The 14,466-nt window shown below is 69.9% G+C and carries 16 protein-coding genes and 5 pseudogenes; 7 read left to right on the top strand and 14 right to left on the bottom strand.

All coding sequences use genetic code 11. The features are described 5' to 3' along the window. Positions 1 to 188: 188 nt before the first annotated feature. The 4 genes from ABZZ17_RS20290 to ABZZ17_RS20275 form a co-directional block, all read right to left on the bottom strand. Positions 189 to 512, bottom strand: coding sequence for a hypothetical protein (locus ABZZ17_RS20290; protein WP_356877676.1), 324 nt, complete (start codon positions 510 to 512; stop codon positions 189 to 191). Further along, positions 509 to 877, bottom strand: coding sequence for a DUF6247 family protein (locus tag ABZZ17_RS20285; protein ID WP_356877675.1), 369 nt, complete (start codon positions 875 to 877; stop codon positions 509 to 511). The genes ABZZ17_RS20290 and ABZZ17_RS20285 overlap by 4 nt, the downstream gene beginning before the upstream one ends. A 43-nt stretch (positions 878 to 920) precedes the next feature. After that, positions 921 to 1,115 (bottom strand): type II toxin-antitoxin system Phd/YefM family antitoxin, encoded by a 195-nt coding sequence (locus ABZZ17_RS20280; RefSeq protein ID WP_356877674.1) that lies wholly within the window; start codon positions 1,113 to 1,115, stop codon positions 921 to 923. 623 nt (positions 1,116 to 1,738) lie between these two features. Beyond that, positions 1,739 to 1,936 (bottom strand): hypothetical protein, encoded by a 198-nt coding sequence (locus tag ABZZ17_RS20275; RefSeq protein ID WP_356877673.1) that lies wholly within the window; start codon positions 1,934 to 1,936, stop codon positions 1,739 to 1,741. A gap of 462 nt (positions 1,937 to 2,398) precedes the next feature. Between ABZZ17_RS20275 and ABZZ17_RS20270 the strand changes: the two genes are divergently transcribed. After that, on the top strand, positions 2,399 to 3,031 hold the full coding sequence (locus ABZZ17_RS20270) for an ABC transporter substrate-binding protein (protein ID WP_356877672.1): 633 nt from the start codon (positions 2,399 to 2,401) through the stop codon (positions 3,029 to 3,031). 44 nt (positions 3,032 to 3,075) lie between these two features. On the opposite strand, the pseudogene ABZZ17_RS20265 reads toward ABZZ17_RS20270, so the two are convergent. The 4 genes and pseudogenes from ABZZ17_RS20265 to ABZZ17_RS20250 all read right to left on the bottom strand — a co-directional run. After that, positions 3,076 to 3,213 (bottom strand): annotated as a pseudogene (locus tag ABZZ17_RS20265) (IS110 family transposase); the annotation flags it as partial. Between the two features lie 800 nt (positions 3,214 to 4,013). Next, positions 4,014 to 4,188: pseudogene (locus ABZZ17_RS20260) on the bottom strand (transposase); the annotation flags it as partial. A gap of 308 nt (positions 4,189 to 4,496) precedes the next feature. Continuing rightward, positions 4,497 to 5,111 (bottom strand): GNAT family protein, encoded by a 615-nt coding sequence (locus tag ABZZ17_RS20255; protein WP_356877671.1) that lies wholly within the window; start codon positions 5,109 to 5,111, stop codon positions 4,497 to 4,499. Next, complete coding sequence (locus ABZZ17_RS20250; RefSeq protein WP_356877670.1) at positions 5,108 to 6,274, bottom strand: ThiF family adenylyltransferase; 1,167 nt, start codon at positions 6,272 to 6,274, stop codon at positions 5,108 to 5,110. Before ABZZ17_RS20250 ends, ABZZ17_RS20255 begins: the two co-directional genes overlap by 4 nt. A 133-nt stretch (positions 6,275 to 6,407) precedes the next feature. On the opposite strand from ABZZ17_RS20250, the gene ABZZ17_RS20245 reads away from it, so the two are divergent. Then, a complete protein-coding gene (locus ABZZ17_RS20245; protein ID WP_356877669.1) occupies positions 6,408 to 6,587 on the top strand; it encodes a hypothetical protein in 180 nt (59 codons plus the stop codon). Between the two features lie 310 nt (positions 6,588 to 6,897). Beyond that, entirely contained in the window at positions 6,898 to 7,137 is a 240-nt protein-coding gene (locus tag ABZZ17_RS20240) for a hypothetical protein (RefSeq protein WP_356877735.1), read from the top strand. Positions 7,138 to 7,147: 10 nt separating this feature from the next. Here the strand turns inward: ABZZ17_RS20240 and ABZZ17_RS20235 are convergent. From ABZZ17_RS20235 to ABZZ17_RS20210, 6 genes and pseudogenes are all read right to left on the bottom strand, one after another. After that, positions 7,148 to 7,345 (bottom strand): annotated as a pseudogene (locus ABZZ17_RS20235) (IS630 family transposase); the annotation flags it as partial. A 78-nt stretch (positions 7,346 to 7,423) separates the two neighbouring features. Continuing rightward, positions 7,424 to 8,134 carry a hypothetical protein gene (locus tag ABZZ17_RS20230; protein WP_356877668.1) on the bottom strand — a complete coding sequence of 237 codons (711 nt, stop codon included), beginning with the start codon at positions 8,132 to 8,134 and terminating at the stop codon, positions 7,424 to 7,426. A gap of 12 nt (positions 8,135 to 8,146) precedes the next feature. Beyond that, positions 8,147 to 8,599 carry a hypothetical protein gene (locus ABZZ17_RS20225; RefSeq protein ID WP_356877667.1) on the bottom strand — a complete coding sequence of 151 codons (453 nt, stop codon included), beginning with the start codon at positions 8,597 to 8,599 and terminating at the stop codon, positions 8,147 to 8,149. 398 nt (positions 8,600 to 8,997) lie between these two features. Next, positions 8,998 to 9,160: pseudogene (locus ABZZ17_RS20220) on the bottom strand (amino acid permease); the annotation flags it as partial. Then, the gene (locus ABZZ17_RS20215; protein ID WP_356877734.1) at positions 9,106 to 9,297 is read right to left on the bottom strand and encodes a hypothetical protein; all 192 of its coding nucleotides are present in this window, start codon (positions 9,295 to 9,297) and stop codon (positions 9,106 to 9,108) included. The gene ABZZ17_RS20215 and the pseudogene ABZZ17_RS20220, both read right to left, overlap by 55 nt. A gap of 45 nt (positions 9,298 to 9,342) precedes the next feature. Beyond that, a complete protein-coding gene (locus ABZZ17_RS20210) occupies positions 9,343 to 10,554 on the bottom strand; it encodes a glutamate--cysteine ligase (protein ID WP_356877666.1) in 1,212 nt (403 codons plus the stop codon). Here ABZZ17_RS20210 and ABZZ17_RS20205 point away from each other — a divergent pair. From ABZZ17_RS20205 to ABZZ17_RS20190, 4 genes and pseudogenes are all read left to right on the top strand, one after another. Continuing rightward, positions 10,553 to 10,726 (top strand): annotated as a pseudogene (locus tag ABZZ17_RS20205) (FAD-dependent monooxygenase); the annotation flags it as partial. The gene ABZZ17_RS20210 and the pseudogene ABZZ17_RS20205 sit on opposite strands and share 2 nt — an antisense overlap. A 65-nt stretch (positions 10,727 to 10,791) precedes the next feature. Further along, positions 10,792 to 12,018, top strand: coding sequence for a tryptophan 7-halogenase (locus ABZZ17_RS20200; RefSeq protein ID WP_356877665.1), 1,227 nt, complete (start codon positions 10,792 to 10,794; stop codon positions 12,016 to 12,018). A 228-nt stretch (positions 12,019 to 12,246) separates the two neighbouring features. Beyond that, positions 12,247 to 13,191 carry an AraC family transcriptional regulator gene (locus ABZZ17_RS20195; protein WP_356877664.1) on the top strand — a complete coding sequence of 315 codons (945 nt, stop codon included), beginning with the start codon at positions 12,247 to 12,249 and terminating at the stop codon, positions 13,189 to 13,191. A 162-nt stretch (positions 13,192 to 13,353) separates the two neighbouring features. Further along, positions 13,354 to 14,196 (top strand): carbohydrate-binding protein, encoded by an 843-nt coding sequence (locus tag ABZZ17_RS20190; RefSeq protein ID WP_356877730.1) that lies wholly within the window; start codon positions 13,354 to 13,356, stop codon positions 14,194 to 14,196. Positions 14,197 to 14,466: the final 270 nt, after the last annotated feature.

The following is a 14,466-nucleotide window of genomic DNA, read 5'->3' as shown; positions in this document are numbered from 1 at the left end:
GCCGCGGGGTGGTTGGGCGGCCCGTGCTACTGCCACCAAAGCGCTCTGGCCACCGGGCCCTCATTCCCCTGGATCTGGCCGAGCCTCACCCACCCACCACACCACCGGCCCCAGCAGTAGCAGAACCCCGCCGCCCGACCAACAGGGACCACCGGCCGAAGGATCCGGCCACCGGCAGCGGCGTGGTGTCAGGCCCAGAAGGCGTCGGTGACCGTGATCTGGGGGTCGGCGTGGCGGCGGATGAAGGTGAAGACAATCCAGCCGCGGCCGCCGGCGAGGTCGGCGATGTGGGAGCCTCCCGGGCTGGTCGAGGCCAGGGGGCGGACGGTGATCCAGTGGGGCAGCGACGCATCGGCGTCGATACCGCGGTAGTAGGGATCCACGGCGGTGATCAGCTCGGCGCGAGCCGACAGCACCAGCTGTTTGCCGTCGTCCGGCATGTTCTCGAATTCCTGGAGCGCCTCGGCCGTCCAGTCCATCTGCCAGGGCGGGCGGGGGAGCTCATCGGTCACCGGCCGGGCTCCACGGCCGCTGCCTGGCGGCGCAGCCGGCTGTACTCGGCCAGGAGGTGCGCGGACTCTTCGGGGTTCTCGGACTCCGCGGCGCGGGCCTCGAGGTCGCGCAAGTGGGCTTCCAGGCCTGGGTCTCGGGCGATGGCGTACTGGGTCCACCACAGGCGCATGAACGCCGGCACCGGGGTGAGGTTGAAGGCGTCGCCGATCGCGCGACGCCAGTGCGCCTCGAAATCCGGCAGCAGATGCGGTGCGTGGTCCTGGATGGCCAGACGCAACGCTTGAGGGGTGCGCTCGGGCATCGGGGGCACCGGGCGGGGCCGGTCCCCGCCTGGGCCGTCGTAATGGATGGGCTGCGCTGTCATGAGACGGGACTCCTGGTCTGCTGCGGTCGGCCTGCGGTCGGCTTCAGGCCGCGTCCTGGTCCGCACCGACGGACGGCTGCCGTGCCATGTACTGCTCGAACCACTCGGCGGGCACGAGGTAGGCCAGTGTCTTGCCCTTACGGGTGATGGCGGCAGGCTCCCCCGCGATCCGGGTGCGGTCGAGGATCTCGCCCATCTGCTTGCGGAGGTCGATCGTCGTGTACGTCTTCGGCTCCATACCCCACACCCTACCCCGCAACTATCATAGTTGCGATAGTTGGGGGTGCGCAGAACCCTCCGACAAGCGGTGGGTGAGGCCCTTACGACCGTTGGCGGGCAGGAGGGGAGGGGCCGGCGCTGATCTCTGCGACCGTGTCCGGACGGACCAGGACGACGTCCAGCAGGTCACCTGACCCCCACGCGGCCGCGAAGCGGGCGCCCCCCATGGGTGTCCCGGGCCGGCGGGCGTGAGGCGGTCGGCGACCTGGCGGGCTTGGTCCGGGCGCAGGGGGACAGCGCGGCCGACCGTGCGCAGCCGGCCGGCGGGACAGGATGGCGGGGACGGCCCCGGGGTCCCGCTTCCGCGCGCCCGGGGAGCGGGACCGCCGTACCGGCGACCGGCGCGGGCCGACCACACCCTGCCCCCCGGCGGGAGCACAGAGGGGTTGTTCCTTCGCCCCGCAGGGGCGGGCCCCGGCGCGCAGCGCCCTGCCCGCAGGGCAGGTTCTGTCCGCCCGTGCCCGCAGGGCACTTCAGGGGCGGACCAGGCCGCAGGGCTGTCCATCAGCGATCATTGGTCTTACGGAAGGGCGGCACTTTGCCCGCCGCCCTTCCGTACCCGCACCGGTATCGCGCGCCCGGTCAGCAGGACCAGCCGTTGTCATAGCCGGTCAACTCGAACTCCATGCCACCCCACCGGCAGACCGTGCAGACCGCCCGCTGACGAACCTCCAACTCCACCTCGCGCGAGCCGCAGGACGGGCAGGAGAGCCCGCCCGGGCCGGTGCAGGCGAGGGACACCTCCTCCTGCACAGTCCGCTGCTCCTGGCCGCCATCCATGCCCGTGATCAGGCACATTGCGGTGCCTTTCCGTGTGGCACCCTGGGCCACGCCCCAGAAGCAAGGGCTTGAACGGGCCGCTCCCGGCCTTTGCTGCGCCCCGGCCGATCTACTGGCGGCCCGAGCGCAGCACCCGTTCACATCCGATGCAATACGCGGCATCAGGTGGCAACTTCCCAATCGCGGCGTCGAGCCGCCCCTGTGACTTGAGTGGAGCGATTCGGCGTCGGCAGATGGTCTGCCCGGACTTGGCCAGGCTGCCTTCATCTCACTTCCGACCATCCTCGCGCTTGCTCGTTCGAGTGAATGCTCTCGGTTCCCGGCATGGTGTCGAGCGGTCGGTTGATCATGGCGATGGACTGCGACCGGGTGCAATGACCGCCTTGCGAGGGTGCGTGGTTGCCCTTGCCTGACGCCCGGTTGCGGGCTCGTTGCCGACCATCTATTCCAGTGGGAGACGCAGTGGCTGACACGATCAAGATCGCAATCGCCGGCCCCGAGACCGGCACGGAGACCCAGTACGGCGACATGCAGTTCACCGGCGTCAAGCAGGCCATCAAGGACATCAACGCCAGGGGCGGCATCGACGGCAAGATGGTGGAGGCCAAGGAATATGACGACGGTGGAGACGCCCGGCAGGCCGTCGCCGTGGCCAACAAGATCGTCAATGACGGCGTGAAGTTCGTCATCGGTCACATGGCGTCGGTCACCACCCAGCCGGCCTCGGACATTTACGAGGACGAGGGCGTCATCATGATCACGCCTGGTGCCACCGACCCCGAGATCACCGCCCGCGGCTACCGGCTCATCTTCCGCACGGTCGCCGTCGACAGCACGCAGGATCCGGCTGCCGGCAACTCCTTCGCCAAGGACCCTCAGAACAAGGCGATCGTCGACGCGATCAAGGCCGACGGCAAGGACCCCAACGGGCTCCTGGTCTTCCCTGCCTACGCCGCAGTCGAGCTGATCGCCGAAGGCATCAAGGCGGCCAAGTCGGAGGACACCGACAAGGTCGCCAAGGAGCTCCACAGCGGCACCTTCAAGACCTCAATCGGCACCATCTCCTTTGACGAGAAGGGCGACCTGAAGGACTAGTTCGTTACGGACAAGCTCTCGGTCGGAGCTCCCGGGCAAGCGTTCTACGTCGTGGTGACCTGGAAGAGCGTGTGGTCGCGGATCATGGCCCAGAGGACGTTCACGCGGCGGCGGGCGAGGGTGATGACAGCTTGCTTGTGCCCCTTGCCCTCCTTCCCCTGCCGGTTGCGGTACGCCTTGGAGATTAGTCAGAAGAACACGCTGACGACGAAGGGCCGCCACCCCAGCAGGGTGACGGCCTTCAGCCAGCCGGCTGTCTACGAGGCGGGGGTGAACTCCACCTTCGTGTCGCCGCAGCCCGCCGCGATGTCCGGCAGCCGGGCGCGCTCCAGCTCATCGACGGCCAGGCCCCACCGCAGCTTCGTCGCCGTCCACTCCGCGCCGTACGAGTGCCCGCCGGCCCATGCGGGATTCGAGGTAGCAGGGCCCGCTGCGCCTAGCCAGTGATCACACCAGGCGGGGGCGGAGGAAGCGGTGGCGTGTTCGGGAAGGGCGGAACTCCCTCACCTGGCGAGCCCGTCCCCTGCCCGCCTGGGATGCTCCTGCAGAACGCGTCCGCGACCGCGGTCAGCGCAGGGGCAACCCCGGGAGGCATCTCGTTGACGGTGCCCGACGCCGGAAAACCGAACGAGACCATCAACTGCTTCAGGGCCCCCACCATGGGTGGAGGAAGCCTGTCCAGCGCGGCAATGATCTGCTCACCCGCGGAAATACCGTCCGGTGAGACATGTCCCGTCCGCGTGTCGTCTGCCATCGTCTATGCCCTCCAAGGCGGTAGGCGGCTCGCTCCGTGTCTTCTGCTCAGCCAGAGCGGATCAATGCGCAAATGCAGCCGGATCGGCCTGAAGGAGCGACCCGCCCACCAGCCCGACCCGTCCCGGTCACCCGACGCGTACCCACAGACCAACGGCCGTCTGGTCGCCCATGCACGTCTGGACGATGCCGCCCACTCCGGGGCGGGGGGCGTCTACGGTGCCGCTCTGGCCGCGGTGACCCAGACCGCGAGGAGGAGCCCGAGGGGTGTCGACGCCGATGTGGCGCTTGCGTACGGCGATCTTCTTGCCCGCGTCGATGCCCTGGCCGCCAGCCGGTACGTTGGCGGAGGTCTTGACGCTTTGTGCGTCCAGCAGGCACGCGCTCGGCTCGGCATCCCGGCCTGCGGCCTCCCGGACCAATCGGCGCAGCAGGCCGTTGGGATGGTCGAATACGCCGTCCTTCTGCCGGGCGGCGAGGTACGTCGAATTCACCCGACGCGACCCCAGCCAGAAGGCCTCATCACGACGAGGACACCATCCTCCCCCTCAAAGAGAACCAGTGGGGGCGCCTGGATGTGCGCATGTGCGCCGGCACGCCGGATACCTCGCCTGCCAGGGCCTGGACAAGCAGAACCTGGTCCTGTCCCCGCCTCCCGCGCGGTCGTGAACGTCGGGGCAATTCCCCGTCCGTTTCCGGCTCCGGCGCCCCGCTACCGCCCGGGCCCGGGAGATAGGGAGTCCACACCGTCGAGGATGGCAAGTTCTCGGGCAGTGGCCTGGCGCTTCCACTCGGGTGCGACGGCGGCGTAGGTGGTGACGTCGTGCCAGCAGCCTTGGGTGCGGAAGAGCTGGCGAAGGGTGGCCTCGGGGCAGAGTCCGGCGGCGTGCATGATCCGGGCCATGTGGTGGTGGTCGCTGCGGTGGCCGGCCCAGATGCGGTGCAGGCCCAGGTGCCCGAAGCCGTAGGCCATCAGCAAGCGTCCCGCCTCGTGCCCGTGGCCGCTCACCGGTGCGCCCGGCAGCAGGACCAGGCTGGTGAGCATTGCGTTGTTTCCGTAGTCCTCGACGAGCAGCCCCATGGTGCCGACGAAGGCGTCGTCGTCGGGGGTGCGGATGGCCAGGGTGTACTTGCGGCGGGGATGGATGTGGGGTTGTGCCAGGGCCCGGGCGAATGTGTCATGGGCCTGGCCGGCGTCCATGCGGTCGATGCCGAGGTAGCGGGTGAGCACACGGTGGGTGTGGATCCGTGTGAAGGGCTCGTGGTCGTCGGCGCGCAGCTCCCGCAGCCACAGGTGCTCGCCGCGCAGTTCGGGGACACGGTTCACCGGTCGGCTTCAGGTTTTGCTTGCCGGGCTGTGCCGGCGGCCACGAGGGTGTGAAGGTCGATGGAGTGCCGGCCTGACGGCAGGGGTTCGCCGAGCAGGATGCGGCGGGCGGTGTCGGTGATCAGTGCCGCACCGAGCATCACCCCGCTGGCCAGCTGGGGCCAGCTGGAGAGGGAACGTCCCACGCGGGTGAGGGCATCAGTCATGGCAGGGCTCAGACGCTCCTGGTCGACGATGGTGAGCAGGAAGCGGATGGCCTCGTCTCCGTCGAGGCTGCGTACGTCGTCGGCGCGCACGTCGCCGGCGCGGCCGTGGAAGAGCGGACGGTCCGGTTCGAGGTCGAAGCGCTCGATGTCGAGCAGGCCCCGGTCGTTGGTGTCCATCAGGACGGGTACCCGCCGACGGCGGGCATGCTCGCGGGCAGCGACCTTGACCCACGGGGTGTCGCACTCCTCGACCAACAGGTCCAGGCCGTCACCGCCCGCAGAACCGCTGAAGAAGAAGTCTCCGATGGTGTCCTCGGTGATACCGCCCCGGAAGACCTCGATGTCCAGGTAGGGGTCGAGCTCGTACATGCGGCGCGCGCACAGCACGCTCTTCTCCACCCCGAGCTCGTGGACGCCCGCCCGCAACCGGTTCAGGTTCGACAGGCCGAGCTGGTCGAAGTCCGCCAGCCGGAAGGCCCCGCCGACCCCCTCCATGGCGCAGGCCAGCGCCGCGCTGCTGCCGACCGACAGCCCGATGACGCCAACCCGGCGCCGCAGCAGGACCTGCTGCTGCTCACGGGTGATCTTGTCGCGGTTGCGATCGGTACGTACCAGCCGGAACTCCGCCTCCGGCAGCACATGCACCAGGCGCCCGGACCACGGGTACCAGACCCACCTGCCGTAGGCCTCGGGCCGGCCGTTCATGGCCTCGGCCATCGCGCGGGAGCGAGAACGGGAACCGAAGGGATCATGGGGCGCCCGGCAGCACAGAAGTTCCTCGACCTGCTCTTCGATACGGTCATGGACCTCACGCACGCCGGTCGATTCCCGCAGCCCGGCCAGGACAGCGGCGTCGGCAGACATCGCCGGGTCAAGCACCAGGGGACGAAACGATTCGCTCGCCTCACGCGCGGAGGGCAGCACGAAGTAGTCCGGCTCCTGGCCGGACTCCAGCAACTGAGTCATGACCAGAAAGCTAACAACCGGGCGATCTTGTAAAGCCGCGCGTTACCCCGGAGGGGCGCACTCGAATTGATCTTCTATGTGGAATGCGCCCTCCATGCCCCGACGCACGCCCCCTGAACGGCCTATGCCCCATACCAGCCAGCTCGGTGGCGACGAGCCGGTCCGCGAAATCCACCGGGTCGGCGTCGGCGCCGGGGACAAGGCGGAGGAGTTCGCCGAGCAGGGCGGCGTGTGCGAGGACCGGCGGGATCAGAAGACCGGCGGCGGCCTCGCGGCCGGCCGGGTCGCGGTAGTGCCGCGGTGAGCGGCCAGGGCGTGGGCGAGCCAGGCGTCGACACAGGCCTGGACGTGGGGCGTGGGCCGTGGGGCGTGGGCCGTGGGGCGTGGGGCGTGGGGCGTGGGGCGTGGGGCGTGGGGCGTGGGGCGTGGGGCGTGGGGCGTGGGGCGTGGGCAACGACCAACGGCTCTTCCACACCACCATCGACAGCACCGCCAACACCTGGCGGGCGGACAGGCCGCTGTCCCACAACAGCTCGACCGGACCCGCGCTCGCCGTCTAGTGCTGTGACCGGGACGGTTCACCGAGTTGGAGCGTGTGCTGGCAGGATCGGCTTGTGGATCTTTCCGGGGGCATGGCTGGCTGGACTGATTGGGACGGTGCTGCCTTCGTGGTGGGCCGTTCGCTGGGGATCTTTGACGAGTCTGTGACGTTCACGCAGGTCAAAGGCGTGTTCTGGACCGACAAACCGTTGGGGAACGCTCTTCATGAGGTGCTTCTTCAGCTGGTCGCCGCAGGGGTGCTGGAGCGACGGGAGGAACCGGAGGACGAGCAGTTCCGGTGGTCGGGGCGGTGATGTCAGGCTGCGGTCTGCCACCCCAGCGGACGCCTCGTTCGCTGCGGATGCGGGCGCGTTCGCGTCGCTGGGCGGCCAAGACGTCGGGGTGCGGGCGTTGTTGTGTCCGCAACGGCCCGAAGTGGGCCTCGATGGGGTTGGCTCAGGACGCGTAGGTGGGTGTGAAGCACAACTCGACCTTGTTCTTCACCGCCCACCTGCGGATCTTCCAGTTCAGATGCATCCCGACGGTGGGCAGCGCCCCCGCAAGATGAGGCGAGACACCGGGCCGGCGAGGCGTGGCTCCTCACACGGCGCGAATGGTGATCCGGGCCGGTGCCCGGACGTCGCTCGCGCGCAGGACTTCGAGGACGGTCGCGGTGGCCCAGGCGGCGGCGTCCGGCGTCCACTCGGGCATGTCCCCCGCCATGCTGGCCCCCGGGCCGTCGCCGGGGCTCGGGTGGAGGCGCAGCAGGCCGTGTCCGCTGCGGGCGACGGCGGCGGACAACTGCTCCGGGTTCGGCGTCGGGTCGGTACGGACGGTGAGCATGATGTTCGTGCGTGCGTCCGGTGAGGAGAGCGCGAACCAGTCGGCGGCCGCCCGTAGATCGAATCCCGCGTCCCGGGCCAGGGCGAGGGGTGCGTGGACGTGGAGTTGGGTGAAGCGCAGCCGTCCCACGCGGTGCAGGGCGTCGGTGAGGGTCCGGACCATGGGCAGGACCGGCAGGTGCTGGCCGCTCAGGCTCGCGGCGGGGTAGACCGTGAGCCAGGCCACCTGCCGTTCCTGCCCGTCCTGAGACCAGTCGCCCCCTGCATCGGCGTGCTCCCAGCGCTGCCCTTCCAGCGTGTTCTGCGCACCAAGGAGGGTGGTGCTCCACCCGTACGCCCCGGCTCGCTTCACGGCCAGACTGAACAGGTCTTCGTCAAGGTCGTGGTCGGCGCTGACTTGTCCAATCCACGGGTGCTGGGTGAGCACACCATAGATCTCGGTCGTCAGCACGGGGCTTTCCTCGGTCATCGCTCTCCTCCCTCAAACACCGCAGTTGAAGGTCTTGCCAGGAGTCTCGAGCTTGTTGGGCGAGTCGGCGACTCCGATGATGTCCACGTCGACTCGGCTGCGCCACGTCGTGGCCTTGGTACCCACGCACGCCTTCCGGGCGTTGGCCCTGCGGGAACTTCCGCCGCCCTGTTTGACGATCTTGGAGCCCGAGGCCACGGTGTGCCAGCGGCCGCCGGTCAGGATCTGGAGCTCCACCGTGACCTTGGCTTTGGCTCCGCCGCTGTCCTTGTCGAGCCACCAGCCGTGCGCGGAGATCGCAGGCGGCGGGGTGCTGGAGTAGTGGACAGCGTCTCCTCCGGTCTGGAACACGTCCACCGACTCCGCCGTGGCCCGGGTGGCGTCAGGCTCGGGTGCCGATGCCGCCGCCGCAGAGGGAAGCCCAGCGACGAACAGTACGGCGGATGCCAGGGTGATGAGAGACATCGCGCGCATGAGGATCGCTCCAGGGGAAGGGGTCCGGACCAGGAGTATCCGGCGATCGCTTCCAGCAGGTGACGTTTCTGCACCAATGGACGCGCCTGGACGCTTGCCCTAAGGGTGAGCAGCCTCGTCCTTGCCGGCTCCCGGAGCGCGGACCGGTTGACCCTAACGACGCAACCATGACTTGGCCGCACACTTTTGCGGTCAAGGTGCTCGCGGGCGAGGGCGAGGCGCCGCAGGAGGCGGGGGGTGTCCCCGCCAGTACCTCTTGGATGACCCTCCTTTGCTTCCCTCGGACTGGCTCATGGGTGACAAGCTGTGAGCCAGAGGAGTGCCCGCGGCCGAATAGTTCTGGGTGGTTCGGAGGGCTGATGCGGGGATCTCGGAAGTATTGGCGACGCGAGTTCGGCGCGGTGCGGTACCTGGAACCTCGGATGGACGGCGGCCAGGGCGTGCGGGGGGGTGGTGGTCGCGGGCCATCGCCAGGGTGGTGCGCGAGACCCCGAGGATCAGGGCGAGGAGCGAGCCGAGTGCGGCCACGGCGGCGCCCACCCGTACGACCGGCGGCGCCCGGCCGGCATCGTCAGGTCGAGCGACTGGTAGACGAGTTTCCAGCTCGTGCCTTCCTGGTTGCGGGTGGAGACGACGTCGACGACGCCGAATTTGCGGCCGAGGTCGGTACGTGTTTGGTGGCTGCCCATGAAGATGCGGGCCGCGCGACGCGCCCGGCAGAGGGCTTCGCTTCTTCAGCACAGATCCGCATCTGGCCAGGGCTGCGGGGCTGTGGTGGCGATCAGATGGTCGACGACGTCGGTGAGCCGGGCGCGGTGGCGATGGGCCGCGCGTTGCGCCTCCGGGCGGCTGCCTTGCGCACGCAGCCGGGACCAGAGCGTGTGGACGAGGTGGGTGTCGCCGTAGTGGTGGAGTGCGGGTTGCAAGTGGGCCAGGAGCTGGTCGATGTGCGTGGTGGCTGGTTTCAGGTGGCCGGTGAGGGGGTCGAGGCCGTGGCCGGTGATGCCGTCGCGGGCTGCTCGCCAGCTGGCGGCCCTCAGGAGCTCCGGGGCGGGTTGCGGGGCCTGTTCGCCCGCGTCGATGGCGGTCATGGCGGTCGCGGTCATCGCTCTGACGATGCCGGCGAGCAGCGCGGTGTCCTCGGGAGTGGCGGCGGCGTCAGCTGCACGGAACTCGAGGGTGGGCTGATGGTGGGAGGGGCGGATGTCCCAGTACAGGCCGCCGCGGTCCAGGACCGTGCCGCTGGTGAGGAAGTCCGCGATGAGGTCCTCGAAGTGTGAGGGGGATTCGAAGTACGGCGGGGGGCCGGCGACGGGCCAGCGTCCCCAGGTGGTGGTGCGCCAGCTGGCATAGCCGGTGTCCCGGCCTTGCCAGTACGGCGAGTTGGCCGACAGGGCGATCAGGACGTGAATCCAGGGGCGCAGGTGATTGCTGATCTTCAGGGCCGTGGCGAGGTCGGGTACCCCGATATGGATGTGGCAGGCGCAGGCGATCTGCTCGTCGTCCAGGGCCCGGAACATGGCGGCGCTGGCGGCGTAGCGAGGGCCGTCGGTCAGGGGTGCGGGGCCGGCCGGGGAGAGGACGGGGGTACCGGTGGAGATGATGCGCAGGTTCTGGCGGGCGGCGGCCTGGGCGAGCGAGCGGCGGGTGGCGCGGATCTGGTCGGCGAAGTCGGCGAGGCGGGTGTGGGGGTCGGTACGCGTCTCGACCTGGTAGCGGGTGAGCTCGGGGCCGACGCGGTCACCGAGGTCACGGGCGGCTTCGGCCACGACCTTCTCGGCGTGGGGGCGCAGCTCTCGGGTGAGCGGGTCGACCAGGAGGAACTCTTCTTCGGCGCCGACGGTGAGCGGGGGGAAGGGGGTCAGCCGTGCGGCAGGGGGCGGGGTTCGGCCATGGCCGGGGGCGGGTGATTGTGTGACGGCCGGCGTGTGCCCTGTACTCGTCATGGTGGCCATGCTGGCACGGGCAGCGAGCGTGAGGCAGAAGGCGAAATCAGCCGTTACCTCGAGTGGACGGGGGATGTGCGTGCGTGAGGACAGGCAGGTGATGGTAGCGGGCGGCGGACCGGCGGGGGCGACGGCCGCGGGGCTGCTGGCACGGCAGGGGTTCGACGTGGTGCTGCTGGAACGCGAACGCTTCCCGCGATATCACATCGGGGAGTCGTTGCTGCCCTCCTGCTGCCGGTGCTGGACATCCTGGGCGTCCGCGAGACGGTCGAGCAGCACGGATTCGTCCGCAAGATCGGGGCCTTCTACGGGTGGGGCGGCCAGGAGTGGGCGCTCGGCTTCGACGACCCTGGCAGAGAGGCCCAGTACAGCTTCCAGGTCATCCGCTCCGAATTCGACCAGCTGCTGCTTGACCACGCCCGCCGTCTCGGTGCGGACGTACGGGAGGCAACCCGCGTACGCCGCATCGCTTTGGAAGGGGGGCGGGCGGTGTCTGCAACGTGGCTGGACGAGAACGGCCGCGACGGAAGCATCGGCTTCACGCACCTGGTCGACGCCACAGGCCGGGCCGGAGTGCTGGGCGCCCGACAGCTGGGGATCCGCCGGATCCACGACGTCTTCCGCAACATCGCCGTGTGGAGCTACTGGCGCGACGCCACCGCGCTGCCGCAGGCCCCCGACGGCTCGATCGGCGTGTTCTCGCTGCCTGACCACGGCTGGCTGTGGGCCATTCCGCTCCACGACGGGACCCTCAGCGTCGGCCTGGTCACCGACAAACGCTCCTTCCAGCAGGCCCGCGACGCCCGTGGTTCCATCGACGCCGTCTACGAGGAAGCACTCGGCCGGTGCCCCCTGCTGGGGCGGATCCTCCACGGGGCGCGCCAGGACTCCGAGCTGAAGACCGAAAGCGACTACTCCTACACCGCCGAAGCGTTCTGCGGGCCGGGCTGGTACCTCGCCGGCGACGCCGCCTGCTTCCTGGACCCGCTGCTGTCCACCGGCGTGCACCTGGCCATGTACAGCGGGCTGCTCTCCGCTGCCGCGATCACCGCCGTCCTGCGCGGCGAAGTCGAAGACGGGGCCGCGCGGGCCTTTTACCAGACGGCCTACCGCAACGCCTACGAACGCCTGCTCATCCTCGTCGGCGCGTTCTACCGCATCCACGACGGCCGAGACGCCTACTTCCGGCAAGCCCAGCAACTCAGCCACCGCGACCAACGTCCCCTGCGGCTGCACGAATCGTTCCTCAACATCATCACCGGCACCGAAGACCTCCACGACGCCCGAGCCCTCTCCCCCGATCACCTCTACACCAAGCTCCGCAACCCCCTGGCCGGCCGGACCGGCCGGGGACTCGGCGGTCACGGAACCAGCCACATGCTCCCCCTGCCCACCACCCCAGCCCACGCAGCCGCAGGCCACTACCTCGCCCTCACCCCTTACCCCACCCTCCGCCCCGTCTGACACCCAGCCCGCCTTCGAACCCGGCTTGCACGCGGGCTGGCGCCCTTCCGGAACACCGCAGCGGCAACAGGAGCCACTGGCGGGAGTTGACCAGGAGACCCACCTGCGTCTCGGCCAGCACGTCCTCGCGCGTCTCGGCCCGCGGCCTACCCGGACGGCAACCTTTGGTCTGGACCAGCGGGCGAGCCGGTCGCAGACTGTTCCGATGAACCCGTTACGGATCACCTCGTGAGCACGCACCGGACCGGCAAGCTGCCGCTGCACCGGCTGGAGGTCCCGTTCCCGCACCTCCTGCCCTTCGCCATAGGATCCTTCGACTCCATCGGGCCGCTCTCCCGCGCGAACTTCCCGCACCGGCACGCGTTCTACGAGATCGTCCACGTCACCGGCGGTCGCGGTGCGCACGTGCTCGACCTCGCCCACCGGCCCCTGGACCCGCCGCACCTCTGCGTGATCACACCCGGCCAGGTCCACCACTGGGAGGACATCGAGGGACTCACCGGTCGGGTGATGCTCTTCAACGAGGACTTTCTCCTCTCCCACCCCGACGACGCCGCCGCCCTGGACCTGCTGGCCGACCGGCCATGGCTGCGCCTGAGGGACCGCCAGGACGGGATCCCGGATCTGCTGGCGGAGATGGAACACGAGTACCGGAACCTGCGCACGGGATACGCCGGGGTACTGCGCGCCTACCTGCACATCCTGATCGTCCGGGCCCTGCGCAACCGCGAGCCGGGTCCGGGGCGGGAAAGCGCGGCACCGGGACGTGCCGCCGAGCTGGCCGCCGCGTTCACCCGCCTGATCGCCTCCCCGGGCGGTACGGACTCCTCCGTGGCCTCCTGCGCGAAGGAGCTGGGCGTGTCCGCCGGGCACCTGCACGCGCTGGTGAAGGAGGCGACCGGCCAGACCCCCGGGCGGCTGATCCGCCGCCGGCAGACATTGGAGGCCAAACGGCTGCTTGCCCGTACCGACCTCACGATCCGGCAGGTGGCACGGGACACGGGCTTCGCCGACCCGGCGTACTTCTGCCGCTTCTTCCGGCGCGAAACCGGTCTGACTCCGGGGGACTACCGGGCGGCGATCGGCCCGGGGAGCAGCCCGCAAGGCGGAGGAATTCACCATGATCCCCGGGTCCCGTCCATCGCGGCCGCCGCGAAGCGAACCGTAGGTTGACGCCGAGGGGTCCGGGCGAGCGGTGCGCGCCCTCGTCTCCTGGCCGCGCCCCACCACGGCCCGGGGGCCCGGATCACTCCACCTTCCCCGCCCCACAAGTGAGAAGGAGTCCGACCCGTGCCCAGCCCCGGAGAGCACACCACCAACCCGTCACGGTCCGCACTGCCGAACGGCGCCCCCGCCCCCACCGGCCGGCCGAGCCGGCTGAGCCGCAAGAACTTCCTCAAGGCCGCCGCCCTCGCCACCGGCACACCGCTGCTCATCGGCGGTGGAGCGGCCCTGGCCCGTGAGCAGCGCGGGGCCGGCGCCGCGCCCGGACTGACCCCGGCCTGCGACGACGGCGACCACCCCACCGTGCCCCAGACGGAAGGCCCCTACTTCAAGCCGAACTCCCCGCTGCGCACCTCCCTGGTGACCGCGTCCACCCCGGGCACGCGGCTCACGGTCAGCGGATACGTCTTCGGTCGGGCCTGCCTGCCCGTTGCAGGGGCCCTGCTCGACTTCTGGCAGGCGGACGTGAACGGCGCGTACGACAACACCGGATTCGCGTTCCGGGGCCACCAGTTCACCGATGCCCAGGGGGCGTTCCGGCTGGCGACCATCGTGCCGGGGCTCTACCCGGGACGCACCCGGCACCTCCACGTCAAGGTGCAGGCCCCGGGCCGACCTGTGCTGACCACCCAGCTGTACTTCCCCGGGGAGCCGCGCAACAGCACGGACTCGATCTTCGACGTCCGGCTGCTCATGAACGTGCGTCAGAACGGCTCGGCGAGGGAGGGCACCTTCGACTTCGTCCTGGACATACCACAGACGCCGTCACCGTCCCCCACCGTCACGCCTCCCGGCCCGAGCACCCCGCCCGGGGGCACCTGGGCGCCGGGGACCGCATACCGGACCGGCGACCGGGTCACCTACGGAGGGGCGGCGCACACCTGCATCCAGGCCCACACCTCCGTTCCCGGCTGGGAGCCTCCGAACGTCCCCGCCCTGTGGCGCCGTAGTTGAACCACCCGCCGCCCTCGCTCCCGGGCAGGCCGGCGCGGAGGGAACGTCCTCCGCGCCGGCCCCACCCTCGGGGGTCGGGGGTCGGGGGTCGGGGGTCGCGGATCGCGGATCGCGGATCGCGGATCGCGTAAGCTTCCGTTTAACTTCAGGCGGCGGTTCCGTTGCCGGCAACCTGCCGCACCGAGCCAGGGCTAGACTTTTTCGAACCGCCACAGCTGATTTCTGGATTCATCCACCTGGCCCCACAGCACGACCTGCGGATCATGAACC

Source organism: Streptomyces sp. NPDC006512, from assembly GCF_040611935.1.
GTDB lineage: Bacteria > Actinomycetota > Actinomycetes > Streptomycetales > Streptomycetaceae > Streptomyces.
Note: the sequence above shows the minus strand (reverse complement) of the source record. Positions and strands in the feature narration are given on the sequence as shown.

Bases quoted from the DNA above. Each gene is read 5' to 3' on its own strand.
- ABZZ17_RS20285 (WP_356877675.1), bottom strand. From the start codon at position 877: ATGACAGCGCAGCCCATCCATTACGACGGCCCAGGCGGGGACCGGCCC.
- ABZZ17_RS20280 (WP_356877674.1), bottom strand. From the start codon at position 1,115: ATGGAGCCGAAGACGTACACGACGATCGACCTCCGCAAGCAGATGGGC.
- ABZZ17_RS20275 (WP_356877673.1), bottom strand. From the start codon at position 1,936: ATGGATGGCGGCCAGGAGCAGCGGACTGTGCAGGAGGAGGTGTCCCTC.
- ABZZ17_RS20245 (WP_356877669.1), top strand. From the start codon at position 6,408: ATGCCCCATACCAGCCAGCTCGGTGGCGACGAGCCGGTCCGCGAAATC.
- ABZZ17_RS20230 (WP_356877668.1), bottom strand. From the start codon at position 8,134: ATGACCGAGGAAAGCCCCGTGCTGACGACCGAGATCTATGGTGTGCTC.
- ABZZ17_RS20225 (WP_356877667.1), bottom strand. From the start codon at position 8,599: ATGTCTCTCATCACCCTGGCATCCGCCGTACTGTTCGTCGCTGGGCTT.
- ABZZ17_RS20215 (WP_356877734.1), bottom strand. From the start codon at position 9,297: ATGGGCAGCCACCAAACACGTACCGACCTCGGCCGCAAATTCGGCGTC.
- ABZZ17_RS20210 (WP_356877666.1), bottom strand. From the start codon at position 10,554: ATGACGAGTACAGGGCACACGCCGGCCGTCACACAATCACCCGCCCCC.